The organism is Rhodopseudomonas palustris BisB18 (genome assembly GCF_000013745.1).
Classification (GTDB): domain Bacteria; phylum Pseudomonadota; class Alphaproteobacteria; order Rhizobiales; family Xanthobacteraceae; genus Rhodopseudomonas_A; species Rhodopseudomonas_A palustris_F.
Genome location: NC_007925.1, coordinates 2,033,319 through 2,049,734 on the forward strand (window position 1 = coordinate 2,033,319; position 16,416 = coordinate 2,049,734).

Below are 16,416 nucleotides of genomic sequence, written 5' to 3' on the forward strand. Positions count from 1 at the left end.
TCACATTCCCGGCGGCGGCGGCCGCCGCGGCGGCGATGACGGCTGAGTGTCGCCCGCGGTCTTTCGGATCACCACTTGATCTCCGGCGGCGAGGCCGGCGGTGACTTCCGCGTTCAGCTTGTTGTTGATGCCGATCCGCACCGCGCGCGACGCCACCGCGCCGCCGGGCTCCACGACGTCCACCTGATAGCTGCCGTCGGGGTTGCGCTGCGCCAGCGCCGCCGACGGAATGGTCGGTACCTGATGGGCCTGCGCCACCACGACGTGAACTTCAGCGGTCATGTAGGTACGCAGCCGACCATCGGAGTTCGGCGCAGTGAAGATGCCGTTGTAGTAGATCGCCGAGGTCGAGGTCGATGACGACGTCGATGAGCTGGTGGTCACGCTGCTCGAACTGAAACTGCTGTCGTTCTTGATCGATTCCGGGGCCGGTTCGATGAAGTCCAGCCGCGCGCTGTAGCGATGATCGGGGTCGCCGAGGATGTTGAAGTAAACCTCCTGACCGGGGCGGACCTTGATGACGTCGACCTCGGATATCTCGGCGCGGATCGTCATCAGTTCGACCTGGCCGAGGATGACGATGGTCGGCGCCGACTGCACCGCGTTGACGGTCTGGCCCTCCTGGGTCACCACCGACAGCACGGTGCCGTCGATCGGCGCGATGATCCTGGTGTAATCGAGATTGACGCGGGCGTTTTCCACCGACACCTGGGCTTCGGTGATCTGGGCGTCGAGTGCGGCGATCTGCGCGCGGGTCTGTTTCACGGTGGCGTCGGCGGTGTCGAAATCGGCGCGCGAGGTGGCCTTCTGCGCAAAGGTCAGCTGGTGGCGGGCGAGCGAGGCCTCGGCCAGCGCCAGCGTGGCTTCCTTCTCGGCGCGCTGCGCGTGCATGTTCTGCAGCGCGGCTTCCGAGGTGCGCAGATCGTTCTGCCGGGTCACCGGATCGATCTGCGCGATCAGGTCGCCCTGTTTGACCTTGTCGCCGATCTTGACCTTGAGCGAGAGCACACGTCCGGACACCTGGGCGCCGACCGCGACCATCTTGATCGGCTTCAGCGTGCCGCTGGCCAGCACGGTTTCTTCGATATCGGCAACTTTCACGGCCGCCGTCACCAAGTTCTCCGCCGGCTTCGGAAATAAGCTATTCTTGATCAGCCACCCCGCGACGGCTGCGACGATCAATACGACAACGATCGCCACGCGACGAGCCTTGAACATTCTTGCTGATTCCTCGGTGCCACGACGGCTCGGCTGTTACAGTTCGATATTCACGTCCACGACTCCGCCGCGGAGTCAACCAGATGTCGGCCCGGAAGCCATTAACAGTCGGATATGAAAGGGCAAAGTGATCAGTCTTGGGCGTGATGATGTACGAGGACTGCGCTACATTGCCGAATGTGTCAGCGCGGCCGGACACCGTTGAGAAAAACCGCGATGCAGCGCCGGATATGCGCGTTGCGGTCTTCGTCGCCGGGCCAACTTAGATTGTCGATGGCCTTGAACGCAATGGCGCCAAAAATCATGTCCATCAAGATCCGCGCAGCGCTGTCCGGATCATCGATGACGAGCACTCCGCTCTTGGCCTGCAAGGCCAGCCAGTTGGCAAGTTCGGCGCGCGACTTGTCGGCGCCGTGTCGGCGGATGATCTCGCCGAGTTCGGGGGATTGATGGGCTTCCAGCATCACCAGGCGCAACAACGCCACACGCTGTTTGTCGGCTTGCGGATCGATGTCGATCATGAAGATCCGTTCCAGCGCGCGATCGAGCGGCAGGCCGTCATAATCGCCGGGCAGCGCCAGCATGGCCTGCCGATGCAGCTCGACGATGGCGGCGAACAGCGCCGGTTTGCCCGGAAACAGCCGATACAGCGTGTGCTTGGAGATCCGGCACCGCGCCGCCACCTCGTCCGTTGTGGTTCGCCCGTAGCCTTTTTCCAGGAACAGCTCTTGCGCGCAATCGGCGATCAGCCGGCGCTGCGCGTCGTCCGGCATCAGTTTCGGCCGCCCGCGCTGTCGCGGCTTGTCCAAGGCATGCGGTGGAGAGCGCACGTTCAAACCCCGTCGGTTTCGCTGAAGGTTTCAGAATTAATGTTTGTACACGCCGGCCGCGATTGACATTGCCGGTGGATCGAGAATAACGGTACTTAATCGTACTGTAAATAAGAGCGACACCCGTGATCCAACTTATCTCAACGTGCCGGCGTGCCCCGCACTGGCGCGCCGCGGCCGGCGCCAGCCTGTTGCTGGGTTTGATGCTCACCGGATGCGGCGGGCAGGAGCAGGGGGCGGCGCAGAAGGCCGCTCCGCCGCGGCCGGAGGTCAGCGTGGTGACGCTGCATCCGCAATCGGTGGCGATCACCACGGAGCTGTCGGGGCGCACCACGGCGTCATTGACGGCCGAAGTGCGGCCGCAGGTCAACGGCATCATCCAGTCGCGACTGTTCCAGGAAGGCAGCGAAGTGGCGGCGGGCGCGGCGCTGTATCAGATCGATCCGGCGAGCTATCAGGCGGCGTATGACAGCGCCGTGGCGGCGCAGCAGAAGGCCGAGGCGTCGGTGCCGAGCGCCGCCGCCAAGGTCGAGCGCTATCAGGGCCTGGTCAAGCAGAACGCGGTCAGCAAGCAGGATTATGACGACGCGGTGGCGACGCTGGCACAGACCAAGGCCGACGTTGCCTCCGCCAAGGCCAGCGTCGAGACCGCCCGCATCAACCTGGACTACACCAAGATCGTGGCGCCGATCGGCGGCCGCATCGACAAGTCGTCGCTCACTCCCGGCGCGCTGGTGACGGCGAGCCAGACCACCGCGCTGACCACGATCCGCAAGCTCGATCCGATCAATGTCGACGTCACCGAATCCAGCACCAATCTGTTGAACTGGCGGCAAGCGGTCAAAGAAGGTCGGATCAAATACACCGGCCCCGACGTCAGCATCAAACTGAAGCTCGACAACGGCACGATCTACGCGCAGACCGGCAAGCTGGCGTTCTTCGAATCCAACGTCAGCGAGACCACCGGCACCTTCGCCTTGCGTGCCGAGTTTCCCAATCCCGACCGTCTGCTGTTGCCCGGCATGTATGTGCGCGCGCTGATCGAGGAGGGCGTCGCCGACAACAGCTTCGTGGTGCCGCAACGCGGCGTCACCCGCAACACCAAGGGCGAAGCCACCGCGCTGATCGTCACCGCCGAGGGCAAAGTCGAGCAGCGGGTGCTGACGGTCGGCAAAAGCGTCGGCAACAACTGGCTGGCCAGTGCCGGCGTCAAGGACGGCGATCGCGTCATCGTCGAGGGCACCCAACTGGTGCGGCCGGGGCAGGACGTCACCGCCGTCGAAGTCACCATCGACGAGAACACCGGCGAGGTGCGGGCTCACAAGCAGGGCTCGTTGTCGCCATCCGCGCCGCTGCGGTTCGCGGGCGGCGACGATGAGCCGAACGGCGTCGCCGCGGTCGGAAGCCGCTGATGTCGCGTTTTTTCATCGACCGGCCGATCTTCGCCTGGGTGATCGCCATCACCATCATGCTCGGCGGTCTGCTGGCGCTGCGCAGCCTGCCGGTGGCGCAATATCCGCAGATCGCGCCGACCACGGTACGGATCACCGGCAGCTATCCCGGCGCCGACGCCCAGACCGTGGAGAACTCGGTCACCAAGGTGATCGAACAGGGCATGACCGGGATCGACAATCTCGACTACATGACCTCGACCTCGACCTCCACCGGCCAGTCGCAGATCACGCTCACTTTCACCAGCGCCGCCAATCCCGACGTCGCGCAGATGCAGGTGCAGAACAAGCTGCAGCTGGTCACCGCGCTGTTGCCGCAGATCGTGCAGAGCACCGGGCTGTCGGTCACCAAATCCTCCACCGGCTTCCTGATGGTGATCGGCTTCGTCTCCACCGACGGCAAGTTGTCGTCGATCGATCTCGCCGATTACGTCAACAGCACGCTGAACGACACCTTGAAGCGGATCGGCGGCGTCGGCGACACTCAACTGTTCGGCTCCGGTTACGCGATGCGGATCTGGCTCAACCCGGACAAGCTCGCCAAATACGCGCTGATGCCGAGCGACGTCGAGGCCGCGATCCAGGCGCAGAACACCCAGGTCTCGGCCGGTCAGCTCGGCGGCCTGCCGGCCCGCGCCGGCCAGCAGCTCAACGCCACCGTCACCGCGCGCAGCCGGCTGCAGACCGCCGAGCAGTTTCGCAACATCATCCTGAAGAGCGCCACCGACGGCTCGCTGGTGCGGCTCAACGACGTCGCCGAGGTCGAACTCGGCGCCGAAAGCTACACCACGAGCGCGGCCTATAACGGCATGCCGGCGGCCGGCCTCGCGGTCAATCTGGCGACCGGCGCCAACGCCATCAGCACCGCGGAAGCCGTGCAGTCCACCATCGCCCGGCTGTCCACCACCTTTCCGCAGGGGGTCACCGTGGTCTATCCCTACGACACCACGCCGTTCGTGCGGCTGTCGATCGAAGAGGTGGTGAAGACGCTGATCGAGGCGATCGTGCTGGTGTTCGTGGTGATGTTCGTGTTCCTGCAGAACATCCGCGCCACCATCATCCCGACCATCGCGGTGCCGGTGGTGCTGCTCGGCACCATCGGCATCCTGTCGATCTTCGGTTACTCGATCAATACGCTCACCATGTTCGCGATGGTGCTGGCGATCGGCCTGTTGGTCGACGACGCCATCGTCGTGGTGGAGAACGTCGAACGGGTGATGCAGGAGGAGGGGCTGTCGCCGAAGCAGGCGACCCGCAAATCGATGGACGAGATCACCGGGGCGCTGATCGGCATCGCCACCGTGCTGTCGGCGGTGTTCGTTCCGATGGCGTTTTTCGGCGGTTCGGTCGGGGTGATCTACCGGCAATTCTCCATCACCATCGTGTCGGCGATGGTGCTGTCGGTGATCGTCGCCTTGATCCTGACGCCGGCGCTGTGCGCCACCATCCTGCGCACGCCGGAGGCGCATGCCACCGGGACGGGGTTGTTCGGCTGGTTCAACCGCACCTTCGATCGCGGCGCGAGCGCTTATCGTCGCGGCGCCCAGGGCATCATCGCGCGCTCGCTGCGGTTCGGCCTGGTGTTCGTGGCGCTGACGGTGGCGATGGGCGTGATGTTCCTGCGGCTGCCGAATTCGTTCTTGCCGCAGGAGGACCAGGGCATCCTGATCACCAGCGTGCAGCTGCCGGTCGGCGCCACCCAGGACCGCACGCTGCGGGTGCTGGAGCAGGTCCGCGATTACTACGCGACGCAGGAGAAGGACGCCGTCGACAGCGTGTTCACCACCGCCGGCTTTGGCTTTTCCGGGCAGGGCCAGAATATCGGCATCGCGTTCATCAGGCTGAAGCCGTTCGCACAGCGCAAGGCCGCCGCGGTGTCGGCGCAGGCCGTCGCCGGCCGCGCCATGCGGGCGTTCAGCAAGTTCAAGGACGGCCGGATCTTCGCGCTGGCGCCGCCGGCGATCCAGGGCATGGGCACCTCGAACGGCTTCGACTTCTATCTGCAGGACATCAACGGCGCCGGCCATGCCAAGCTGATCGAGACCCGCAACGCCTTGCTGGCGAAGGCGGCGCAGAGCAAGCAACTGGCCAACACCCGTCCCAACGGCCAGGAGGACGAGCCGCAATTTTCCGTCGCCATCGATCAGGAGAAAGCCAGCGCGCTCGGCGTCGGGCTCGCCGATATCAACGCCACGCTGTCGACCGCCTGGGGCAGCGACTACGTCAACGACTTCATCGATCGCGGCCGTGTCAAGAAGGTCTATCTGCAATCGGGCAAGGATTTCCGGATGCAGCCGGATGATCTCGGCCGCTGGTACGTGCGCAATTCCGCGGGTCTGATGGTGCCGTTCTCGGCGTTCGCCTCCGGGCACTGGAGCTTCGGCTCGCCGCGGCTTGAGCGCTACAACGGCTCCTCCGCCGTCGAGATCCAGGGCGAGGCCGCCGCCGGCATCAGCTCCGGAACGGCGATGGACGAGATCGACACGCTGGTCAGCCAATTGCCGGCGGGCTACGGCCACGAATGGACCGGGCTGTCGGCGCAGGAGCGGCTGTCGAGCAACCAGGCCGCCTCGCTCTATGCGATCTCGGTGGTGGTGGTATTCCTCTGTCTGGCGGCGCTGTATGAAAGCTGGGCGATTCCGCTCGGCGTGATGCTGGCGGTGCCGATCGGCATCTTCGGCGCGTTGCTGGCGGCGCTGGTGTTCGGCCAGACCAACGACGTCTATTTCAAGGTCGGGCTGTTGACGACGATCGGTCTGGCGGCGAAGAACGCCATCCTGATCATCGAATTCGCGCTGGAGCGGCAGGCGTCGGGCTTGCCTCTGGTCGAGGCGACGCTGGATGCGGCCAGACAACGCTTGCGGCCGATCCTGATGACGTCGTTCGCCTTCATCCTCGGCGTCACGCCGCTGGCGATCGCCTCGGGCGCCGGCTCCGGCGCGCAGAATTCGATCGGCATCGGGGTGATGGGCGGCATGATCGCCGCGACCGTGCTCGGCATCTTCTTCGTGCCGCTGTTGTTCGTCACGGTGCGCCGGCTGTTCAAGGGCAAGGCGGCGAATGCGGCTTCGACCGGCGAGCCTGCCAATGAGCAGGCGTAAGATGGGGTTTCAAGTTCGATGATGACGCTGGCAAGGCCGCAAGGCGACCGGACCACGGGGCAGGCTCGCCGTCGATTTGCGAGGCCGCTGGCGACGCTGGTTGTGGCAGCCACGATGCTCGCCGGGTGCGCCGTCGGTCCGGATTACGGCCCACCCGGGATCGAGCTTCCGACCGCCTGGGCCAATGCCAAGCCGCCGCGCACGGCGCCGCCGGTCGCCGATCTGCGGCAATGGTGGCGGCGGCTGAACGACCCGCTGCTCAGCCGGCTGATCGAGGAGGCGGTGGAAAGCAACCTCAGCGTCGCCAGCGCCAAGGCGCGGATCCGCGAAGCGCGCGCCACCAGGCGCCAGGCGATCGGCGCGCTGTTTCCGTTGCTCAATGGCACCGGTTCGGCGACCCGCAACCAGGTCAGCGCCAGCAGCACCACGAGCGGCCAGGCGCTGACGTCCACCTACAATCAGTTTCAGGCCGGCTTCGATGCCAGCTGGGAGCTCGACATTTTCGGCGCCAACCGCCGCGGCGTCGAGGCCACCAGCTACGGCGTCGATGCGGCGGAGGACGATTTGCGCGCCACCTTGCTGACGTTGGTCGGCGACGTCGCGGCGTACTACGCCGAGGCGCGCGGCTATCAGGCCCGCATCGCCTTGGCGCGCCGCACCGCCGCCTCGCAGCGCGAAACCGCGGCGCTGACGCAACGCAAGTTCGACGCCGGCTCGTCGTCGGCGGTGGATGTCGCCAAGGCGTCCGCGCAGGCCGCCACCACCGAGGCCAATATCCCGACCTATCAGGTCGGCTATTCCGAGGCGGTGCATCGGCTCGGCGTGTTGCTGGGCCGCGAGCCGACCGCGTTGGAGCAGCAACTCGCGCGCGGCACCGCGATTCCGTCGCCGCGACTGCCGCTACCGAAGGGCATTCCGGCCGACGTGCTGGTGATGCGGCCGGACGTGCGCAAGGCCGAGCGGCAGCTCGCGCAATACACCGCCAAGATCGGCCAGGCCGAGGCCGCGCTGTATCCGAGCGTCAGCCTGACCGGCTCGGTTTCCACCTCGGCGCTGAAGATCGGCGACCTCGCCAAGAACTCGACGATCGGCTGGTCGGTCGGGCCGACGCTCAGCGTGCCGATCTTCAACGGCGGACAATTGCGCGCCGCGGTCGAGATCAGCGAAGCGCAGCGCGACCAATACTACGTCGCCTGGCGCAGCGCCGTGCTCACCGCGCTGGAAGACGTCGAGAACGCCATCGTCGCATTGGCGCAGGAGCAACTGCGAATTCGAAGTCTTGCGGAAGCCAGCCGCCGCTATCGCGATGCCGCGCGGTTGTCGCGATCGCTCTACGAGACCGGATCGTCGAGCTTCCTCGACGTGCTCGACGCCGAGCGCTCGTTGTACACCGCCGAGGATTCGCTGCTGCAGAGCCGCGTCACGGTCGCGACCAGCTTCATCGCGCTGGCCAAGGGGCTCGGCGGCGGCTGGGACGGCGCCATCGACAGCTCAAGGCCTGACGTGATCGACGTCAACACCGGGCCGCATCTGGCGGTCGCCCAATAGCTGACCAAGCGGCGGCGACGGCCGCGCGCCGCCGCCACGTCGGCTTGCCGGATCGCCGGAGTGGTCGGCCTTGTGGCCGGCTCCGCGACCCTGCTACAGTTGAGTACGTCGGCACCGGCCGATCCGCGGGACAGACGCGAGGCCCGACAAGTTGCCCGGCGATCTCCGCCGGTTGCGTCCGAGTAGGTGAACAATCGCCGATTTTGATGGAGGCGTTTTGGGACTCGTCGCGGTGTTCGCGCGTCCTTTGACGGCGCGCCTTGCGCACGGAGCAAGCGGAAGGGATCTGCGTGTTCAAACACTCGCTGGCAAAATTGGTCCTGGTGCTGCACTGGACCTCGATCCTGGCTTTGGTCACCATCACCTCGCTATTGGCTGCGCAGGAATGGTTCGCCTTCGTCGACGCCGACCGCATCGTGGTTTTGACCCGCGCCGATCGCGTGCTGTTCAATTCGATGACCGGGATACGTTTCGAAGTCGGTGTCGCCGGCGTCGCGGTGCTGTCGCGGGATCAGCCGGACGCGATGGTCGAGGCGTCGAACCGCAAGGTTGACGGCCTCTTTGCGGAAGCAATGGCGGCGATCGACGCTTCCAAGCTCGAGCGACGTGACGCGTTGTTGGCGGCGTCGCGCGACGCCTATGCCGACCTCGAACGCAGCCGGCCGCTGCTGTCGGCGATAACGGCGCAGCCTTTGCCGGCCCGCGACATGGCGACCGCCGATCCCTGGCTGATGGCGATGTACAACGTCGCTGAGCGGCTGCAGGAAGCCTCGATCGCGGTCGGCAACGACGCGCGCATGCTCGATTCCGAGATCGCCGAACTGGTGCAATTGCGGCAGGCGTCCTACGTCATCCGCGAACGTTATGGACGTCCGTGCTCGGCGTTGCGGGCCAATGTGCAACGCAGCCTGCCGCTCGACCGTGAAAAGCTCGCCAATTGGCGCGAAGGGGTCGGGGAGTACACCGCGCGCTGGCGCTATCTCGAATCCTATCTCAGCCGGCCCGGGGCGTCGCCACAGCTGGTCGAGGACGTGATCAACGGCCGCATCGCCACGGAAATCGTGCAGAAGCGCATGGACGAGGTGCTGTACGGCCTCGACGGCTCAGGCTTGCCGGCGATGCCGGCCGCCGAATGGTCGGAGCTGTGCGTCACCGCCTATGACCCGATTCTGAAACTCGGCAACGATGCGCTCGATCAGGCGATCGCCCACGCCGAAGACCGCAAGACCAGAGCTTCGCTGATGCTGCTGGCGATGGCGGTCGTCGCGGTGGCGGGCATTCTTTTGGTCGGCTTCTGGATTCAGACGGTGCGGCGCCGGCTGTCGACGCCGATGAAGATGCTGGTCGACACCATCGGCCGGCTGTCGCGTCAGGAGTTCGCATTGCCCGTTCCCGCCACCGGCTATCCGGACGAGATGGGGGCGATGGCCGGGGCGCTCGAGGAACTACGCGTCGGCGCGTTGAAGGCGCAGCATCTGCAGCGGCTGTTGGAGAAAGCCCAGGAGGTCGAGATCGAACGGGCCAACGAGGTCAGCCGCGCCAAGACCGACTTCCTCGCCACCATGAGCCACGAGATCCGCACCCCGTTGAACGGCATTCTCGGCATGGCGCAGTTGCTGGACGACAGCCCGCTGTCGGCGCAACAACGCCAATGGCTGGATGCCGTCGCACAATCCGGCTCGCTGCTGCTCGCGATCCTCAACGACATTCTCGACCTGTCCAAGATCGAGGCCGGCCGCATGGAACTGGAGTCGATCGCGTTCAGCCCCGACGAACTGCTGCGCACCATCGCCGCGGCGATGACGCCGCAGGCCGCCGGCAAGGGGCTGGCGTTCCTCACCGAATATCCGGCTTTGCCGGCACGGCTGATCGGCGACCCCGCGAAGATCAGCCAGGTGCTGCTCAATCTGGTGGGCAACGCCGTCAAGTTCACCCATTCGGGAGAGGTGGTGCTGAGCGTCAACTGGGCGCCCGACGAGCAACGGCCGGATCGGGGGCGAATGGAATTCCGAGTCACCGACACCGGCATTGGCATCGCCCGCCAGGCCGTGCCGCATGTGTTCGACCCGTTCTCGCAAAGCGACTCCTCGATCACCCGCCGGTTCGGCGGCAGCGGATTGGGGCTCGCGATCTGCAAGCGCATCATCGACGCGATGGGTGGCAAGATCACCGTCGAAAGCACGCTCGGCTGCGGCAGCGTCTTCACCGTGGTGTTGGATTTCGCAATAGCGCGGCCGTCGCTGCGCGGCGCGGCAACGACCGCCGCGTTCGAAGCGATGCCGCAATTGTCGATCCTCTTGGCGGAAGACAACGAGGTGAATGCCGCGGTGGCCCGCGCCATGTTGGAGAAGATGGGGCATACGGTCGACCATGCGTCGCACGGCCTCACCGCGGCGGCTCTGGCCGGCCAGCATGACTACGACATCGTGCTGACCGATCTGGCGATGCCCGGTCTCGACGGCATCGGATTGGCGAAGGCGATTCGTGGGCTGCCGCACGCCACCCGCCGCGAAGTGCCGATCATCGCGATCACCGCCAACGTGTCCGCAGGCCGTATCGAGCAGTGTTTCGCCGCCGGCATGACCGGCTACATCGAGAAGCCGTTCCGGCAGGAGACGTTGCGGCAGGCGCTGGCCGACGCCGTCGGCGCGCTGGAGGACGAAGGCGTGCCGCAGTCCGCCCGCACCGGATCGCTGCTGGAGCAGCGTTGCGACGATCTCGGCGAGGAAAAGACCGGTTACATCATCGACCTGTTCGTCTCCACCGCGCCGTCGCTGCTGGCAGAAACAAGCCGGGCGCTTCAGGCCGGCGATGCGAGGGCGTTCGGCGATGCCGCCCACCGGCTGAAGAGCGCGGCGGGAAACGTCGGGCTCAACCATCTGGCGCGGCTGGCGCAACTCGCCGAGCGCGCGGCGGCGGCGAACGACCACGGCGCGATGCGGCGCTGCGCGCGGGCGATGGCGGCGAAAGCCCCCGGCAAGATCGAAGGCTTGAAGCGTTCCTGGGCCGCCGTGCTCAGTGCACGGGCCCGACGAACCGATAACCCAAGCCGTGCTCGGTGATGATCAGGCGGGGAATTGCCGGATCGGTTTCGATCTTGCGGCGCAGGCGGGCGATCAGCACGTCGACCGTGCGATCGTTCGGCGCGCCGTCGCGATGGACGCTTTCGTCGAGCAGAGCGTCGCGGGACAGCACTTGCCCGGGGCGTCGGACCAGCGCCGCCAGGATGTCGAACTCGCCACGGGTGAGCCGGACATCCTCACCATGCGCATCCGTCAGGCAGCGTTGCGACAGATCGAGAGTCCAACCCGCAAAGTGCCGCGCGAGGTTGTTGTGTTCCAGTCGGTAGCTCTCCGAAGTGCGGCGCAGCAGGGTGCGGACCCGCGCCAGCAGTTCGCGGTGGCCGAACGGCTTGGTGACGTAATCGTCGGCGCCGAGTTCTAACCCGAGCACGCGATCGATTTCATCGACTCGGCCGGTGACGAAGATCACCGGCAGATTGGACCGCGAGCGTAGCTCACGCAAAAAGCTCAAGCCGTCCTGGCCCGGAAGACGAATGTCGAGCAGCACCAGATCGACTTTCTGGTGTTCGAGAACGCCGCGCAAGCCGCGGATGTCTTCGGCCATCGTGACGCGAAAGCCTTCGCGCTCCAGATAGGCCGCAAGGGATTCACGAGCCACCGGCTCATCATCGACAACGACGAGATGTGTTTGGTTGATCATACGTATCTTTACTTAGGGGACGAACACGAGGCTCTGTTAATATCTCATTCGCAAGTTAACGGAACGGCATTTACATCGCCACCATAACCCCTGCGCAGCCTTCCCCCTCGAGGGTGGCGCAGGAGAAACGACGATGGGTTTGCGGTTTACGCGGTTGAAGAATTGGCTGAAGAAGCCGGTGGGAATGAGCACCGTGGCTCTCGTGGCCGTCATCGCCGCCGGGGGCTCGCTGGCCGGATGGGGGGCCTTTTCCGTTCTGCTCGACAAGACCAATTCGCTTGAATTCTGCGTCTCCTGCCATTCGATGAAAGGCAATTACGAAGAATATCAGAAATCGCCGCATTATAAAAACGCCTCGGGCGTTCGTGCGGTGTGTTCCGACTGCCATGTGCCGAAGGCGCTCGGCCACAAATTGATCGCCAAGGTGATGGCGGCGAAGGACGTCTGGCACACCGTGCTCGGCACCATCGACACCCCGGAAAAATTCGAAGCGCACCGGCTGGAAATGGCCAAGCGGGTGTGGACCAAGATGGAAGCGACCGACTCGCGCGAATGTCGCAGCTGCCACTCGCAAGACGCGATGGACATCCACAAGCAGCGCCCGAAAGCTCAGACCTTGATGCAGAAGGGGCTCGAAAAGGGCGAAACCTGCATTTCCTGCCACAAGGGCATCGCGCACAAGTTGCCGGACATGTCGAGTGGCTACAAAACGCTGTTCGACGACCTCAAGGCGCAGGCCGTTGCCAAGAGCGGCAGCGCCGACACGCTCTATGCGCTGGAGTCGACCCCGTTCTATGCCGAGCGTCCCGATGGCGACGCCGGCAAGGGCGGCGGCAACGTCTATCCGCTGACCAAGGTCAAGGTGCTGGAGCGCAAGGGTGACTTCATCAAGGTGGAGATCAACGGCTGGGTCCAGGAAGGCGTCAAGCGCCTGATGGTCGCGGCGAAGGCGCGGCGGATCTTCGAACTCAACATGAACGACGCGATGGCCGCCACGGTCAAGCTCGGCGAGGCCGAAGTCGATCCCGACACCACGCTGTCCTGGCAGCAAGGCAGCATCGCCGGCTGGGTGAAGGCCACCGCGTTCACCGCCGACAGCGTCGGTCTCGGGCACTACGGCGCCGAGATGGCCAGCGCCGCCTGTGGTGCCTGCCATAGCCAGCCGCAGCCCGGTCATCTGCCGGCCAACCAGTGGATCGGCGTGATCAAGGAAATGAAGGACGGCACCGCGCTCGGCGCCGAGGACGTCCGTCTGCTGCAGACCTACTTCCAGTTGCGCGCCAAGGACATGCCGAACGCCGGACACTGATCCCCAGCGGTCTGGATAGCAAATGAGGCTCGATCATCATGACGACACTGACCTCTGCATCGTTGCCTGTGACCGCGTTTGCCGAAGCGATCAATACGATCGCCGCGTTGTTCGGCGCGCCACTGGAGCAAGCCGTTCTTGCGGAAATCCGCTTGCCGGTGATGGCCGGCGCGCTGGCGCCGCTGGCCAGAATTGACGCCTTGCGGCCGGGCGTCGAGACCGCCGCGGCAGTAGTTCGCGACCTCGATCCGGCGCAGGCGGAGTCGCTGCTCAACGTGGCGTTCTGCCGCTTGTTCTTGGGATCGGGCGGGCCGATGTCGGCGCCGCCTTATGAGTCCGCCTATCAGGGCAGCGGCCGGCTCTACCAGGAGCCCGCCGGCGAGATGGCCCTGCTGCTGCAGCGCCGCGGCCGGCGCACCGCGGAGGATTTTCCCGAGGCCCCCGATCATCTGGTGATCGAACTCGCCTTGCTTTCGGAAGCCCTGGAGTTCGCCGCGAGCTCCGGCAACGTCGACGACGGCGAGACCGTGACCATGCTGCTGACGCGGCTGCGCGGCTGGGTGCCGGACTTCGTCGCCGCCTGCCAGACCCACGACAGCAGCGGTTTCTATGCCGCGGTGGCCGGCGTGCTCGACTTGTTGTTGAACCTGCCGATTCCTGGAATCGCCTCCGCGGCCTGAACCGCGCCGATCCAGCCGCGAACGTTTCGAACGATGCGGAGATGGGACGCTCGAATGAGCCGGCCATGCTCCAGAACCTGAAGGAGAAGAAAATGTCGGAAGCCCATTCGTTGTCGAGGCGGCGCTTTCTCAGCGCGACGTCGTCGCTCACAGCCCTCGCCGCGGCGGACATGATGCTGCCGGGCGCGGTCGGGCGGGCGTTCGCGGCGGAGGCTCCGAAGGAGATCCTGACCGGGTCGCATTGGGGCGCGTTCTACGCCAAGGTCGACAACGGTCGCTTCGTCAGCCTGCGTCCGTGGGAGAAGGACTTCCATCCGAACAAGGCGCTCGATGGCGTGCAGGACGTGGTCTATTCGTCGAGCCGGATCCGCTATCCGATGGTGCGCCGCGCCTATCTCGAAAACGGCATCAAGGCCGACCGCGACAGCCGCGGCAATGGCGACTTCGTCCGCGTCAGCTGGGACAAGGCGCTCGATCTGGTCGCCGGCGAATTGAAGCGGTTGGAAGAGCAGGAGGGGCCGTGGTCGGTCTATGCCGGCAGCTACGGCTGGCGCAGTTCGGGCGAGATCGGCAATCCGCAGATCATGCTGACGCGGCTGATGAACCTCAACGGCGGCGCGGTCTATTCGTCGAGCAACTACTCGAAGGCGGCGCTCGAAGGCATCATGCCCTACGTCGTCGGTTCGATCGACGCCGCCGGCCCGCAGACCACCTACCAATCGGTGATCGAGAATACCAAGACCATCGTGTTCTGGGGCGCCGACCCGTTCAAGACCAATCAGATCGCCTTCGCGCTGCCCGACCACGAGGAGTACAAGTGGTTCGAGGACATGAAGAAGGCCGGCATCAAGGCGATCTTCATCAACCCGATCAACGTCGAGGCCAGCAAATACCTCAACGCCGAATGGCTGGCGATCCGCCCGCATTCCGACGTCGCGCTGGCGATCGCGATCTGCCACGTGCTTTTGACCGAGAATCTTTACGACAAGGAGTTCGTCGCCAACTGCACCTTCGGCTTCGACAAGTTCTCCGACTATCTGCTCGGCAAGGGCTGGGACAAGGTCGAGAAGACCCCGGAATGGGCGGCAGCGCTCACCGAGATTCCGGCCGACGTGATCCGCCGGCTGGCGCATCAGTTCGTCGAAAATCGCACCATGCTGGTCAGCGGCTGGAGCTGCCAGCGGCAGCATCACGGCGAGCAATGGCCGTGGGCGTTCGTCACCTTGGCCTCGATGATCGGTCAGGTCGGGCTTCCCGGCGGCGGCTTCTGCCAGAACTATCATCTCTACAGCCTTGGATCGCCGGCAACCCTGGCGCCGGCGCTGGCGCCCGGCATGTCGGGCGGCACCCGCAAGGAGAAGATGCCGTGGCCGAAGGAAAAGGGCGCAAAATCGATTCCCGTCGCCCGCGTCGTCGACATGCTGGAGAAGCCCGGCAAGACCTATGAGCACAACGGCGAGACCAAGATCTATCCCGACGTCAAGTTGACGTATTGGGTCGGCGGCAATCCGTTCCACCACCACCAGGACCGCAACCGGATGCGCAAGGCCTGGCGGAAGTTCGAAACGGTGATCGTGCAGGACTTCCAGTGGACCGCATCGGCCCGCTTCGCCGACATCGTGCTGCCCGCCACCACGACGACGGAACGCGACGACATCGAGATGGTCGGCGCCAATTCCAAGCGCGCCTACATCGCGATGAAGAAGGTGGTCGAGCCGGTGTTCGAATCCAAGACCGACTACGCGATCTTCACCGCGATCGCGGAGCGGCTCGGCGTCGGCCAGGAGTTCACCGAGGGCAAGAGCGAACTCGACATGGTTCGCGACGTCTACGCGGCGGCGAAGAAGACCGCCGACGCCAAGAAGTCGGTGACGTTGCCGAGCTTCGAGGAGTTCTGGGAAAAGGGCATCATCGAGTTCGAGACGCCGGCCAAGAACCTGCGTTGGGTGAAATACGCGGACTTCCGCGAGGACCCGATCGAGAACATGCTGCCGACCGGAACCGGCAAGATCGAGCTGTATTCGAAACCGATCGAGAAGATGGGTTACGACGACTGCCCGCCGCATGCCTCCTGGCTGGAGCCGTTGGAATGGCTTGGCCAAAAGGACAAGGCCTATCCGCTGCACATGAACTCCAACCATCCCTTGCACCGCATGCACTCGCAGCTCAACGGCACCCGCGTCCGCAAGATCTACGAGGTCGCCGATCGCGAACCTTGCATGATCAACACCAAGGACGCCGCAGCCCGCGGCATCAAGAATGGTGACGTGGTGCGGGTGTTCAACGGCCGCGGTCAGTGCCTCGCCGGCGCGGTGGTCACCGACGACATCCGCCCGAGCGTGGTGCAACTGCAGGAAGGCGCCTGGTACGATCCGGTCGACATCAAGGATCCGAACACGCTGTGCAAGCATGGCGACGTCAACGTGCTGACGCCGGACATCGGCAGCTCACGGCTGGCGCAGGCGACCTCGGCGCACACCTGCCTGGTCGACGTCGAGAAGTACACCGGTCCGCTGCAGAAGGTGACGGTGTTCGACGCCCCGGCCAACGCATGAC

At 65.1% G+C, this 16,416-nt stretch carries 10 protein-coding genes; 7 read left to right on the top strand and 3 right to left on the bottom strand.

Features of this window, described 5'->3' with window-relative positions; genetic code table 11:
* Positions 1-1,218 carry an efflux RND transporter periplasmic adaptor subunit gene (locus tag RPC_RS09365; protein ID WP_011472329.1) on the bottom strand — a complete coding sequence of 406 codons (1,218 nt, stop codon included), beginning with the start codon at positions 1,216-1,218 and terminating at the stop codon, positions 1-3.
* A gap of 182 nt (positions 1,219-1,400) precedes the next feature.
* On the bottom strand, positions 1,401-2,048 hold the full coding sequence (locus RPC_RS09370) for a TetR/AcrR family transcriptional regulator (RefSeq protein ID WP_011472330.1): 648 nt from the start codon (positions 2,046-2,048) through the stop codon (positions 1,401-1,403).
* 203 nt (positions 2,049-2,251) lie between these two features.
* On the opposite strand from RPC_RS09370, the gene RPC_RS09375 reads away from it, so the two are divergent.
* The 4 genes from RPC_RS09375 to RPC_RS26470 all read left to right on the top strand — a co-directional run bounded on the left by RPC_RS09375 (position 2,252) and on the right by RPC_RS26470 (position 11,210).
* Positions 2,252-3,460, top strand: coding sequence for an efflux RND transporter periplasmic adaptor subunit (locus RPC_RS09375; protein WP_049766076.1), 1,209 nt, complete (start codon positions 2,252-2,254; stop codon positions 3,458-3,460).
* The gene (locus RPC_RS09380; RefSeq protein ID WP_011472332.1) at positions 3,460-6,600 is read left to right on the top strand and encodes an efflux RND transporter permease subunit; all 3,141 of its coding nucleotides are present in this window, start codon (positions 3,460-3,462) and stop codon (positions 6,598-6,600) included. The genes RPC_RS09375 and RPC_RS09380 overlap by 1 nt, the downstream gene beginning before the upstream one ends.
* A gap of 18 nt (positions 6,601-6,618) precedes the next feature.
* Positions 6,619-8,148, top strand: a complete 1,530-nt coding sequence (locus RPC_RS09385) for an efflux transporter outer membrane subunit (RefSeq protein WP_011472333.1) — start codon at positions 6,619-6,621, stop codon at positions 8,146-8,148.
* A 290-nt stretch (positions 8,149-8,438) separates the two neighbouring features.
* Positions 8,439-11,210 (top strand): ATP-binding protein, encoded by a 2,772-nt coding sequence (locus tag RPC_RS26470; RefSeq protein ID WP_011472334.1) that lies wholly within the window; start codon positions 8,439-8,441, stop codon positions 11,208-11,210.
* Here RPC_RS26470 and RPC_RS09395 read toward each other — a convergent pair.
* Entirely contained in the window at positions 11,164-11,871 is a 708-nt protein-coding gene (locus tag RPC_RS09395; RefSeq protein ID WP_011472335.1) for a response regulator, read from the bottom strand. The genes RPC_RS26470 and RPC_RS09395 overlap by 47 nt on opposite strands.
* A 133-nt stretch (positions 11,872-12,004) precedes the next feature.
* On the opposite strand from RPC_RS09395, the gene RPC_RS09400 reads away from it, so the two are divergent.
* The 3 genes from RPC_RS09400 to torA all read left to right on the top strand — a co-directional run bounded on the left by RPC_RS09400 (position 12,005) and on the right by torA (position 16,415).
* Positions 12,005-13,180: a NapC/NirT family cytochrome c gene (locus tag RPC_RS09400; protein ID WP_011472336.1), complete on the top strand. Its 1,176-nt coding sequence runs from the start codon at positions 12,005-12,007 to the stop codon at positions 13,178-13,180.
* A 38-nt stretch (positions 13,181-13,218) separates the two neighbouring features.
* Positions 13,219-13,860, top strand: coding sequence for a molecular chaperone TorD family protein (locus RPC_RS09405; protein WP_011472337.1), 642 nt, complete (start codon positions 13,219-13,221; stop codon positions 13,858-13,860).
* A 65-nt stretch (positions 13,861-13,925) separates the two neighbouring features.
* Entirely contained in the window at positions 13,926-16,415 is a 2,490-nt protein-coding gene (gene torA / locus RPC_RS09410) for a trimethylamine-N-oxide reductase TorA (protein ID WP_415914815.1), read from the top strand.
* Position 16,416: the final 1 nt, after the last annotated feature.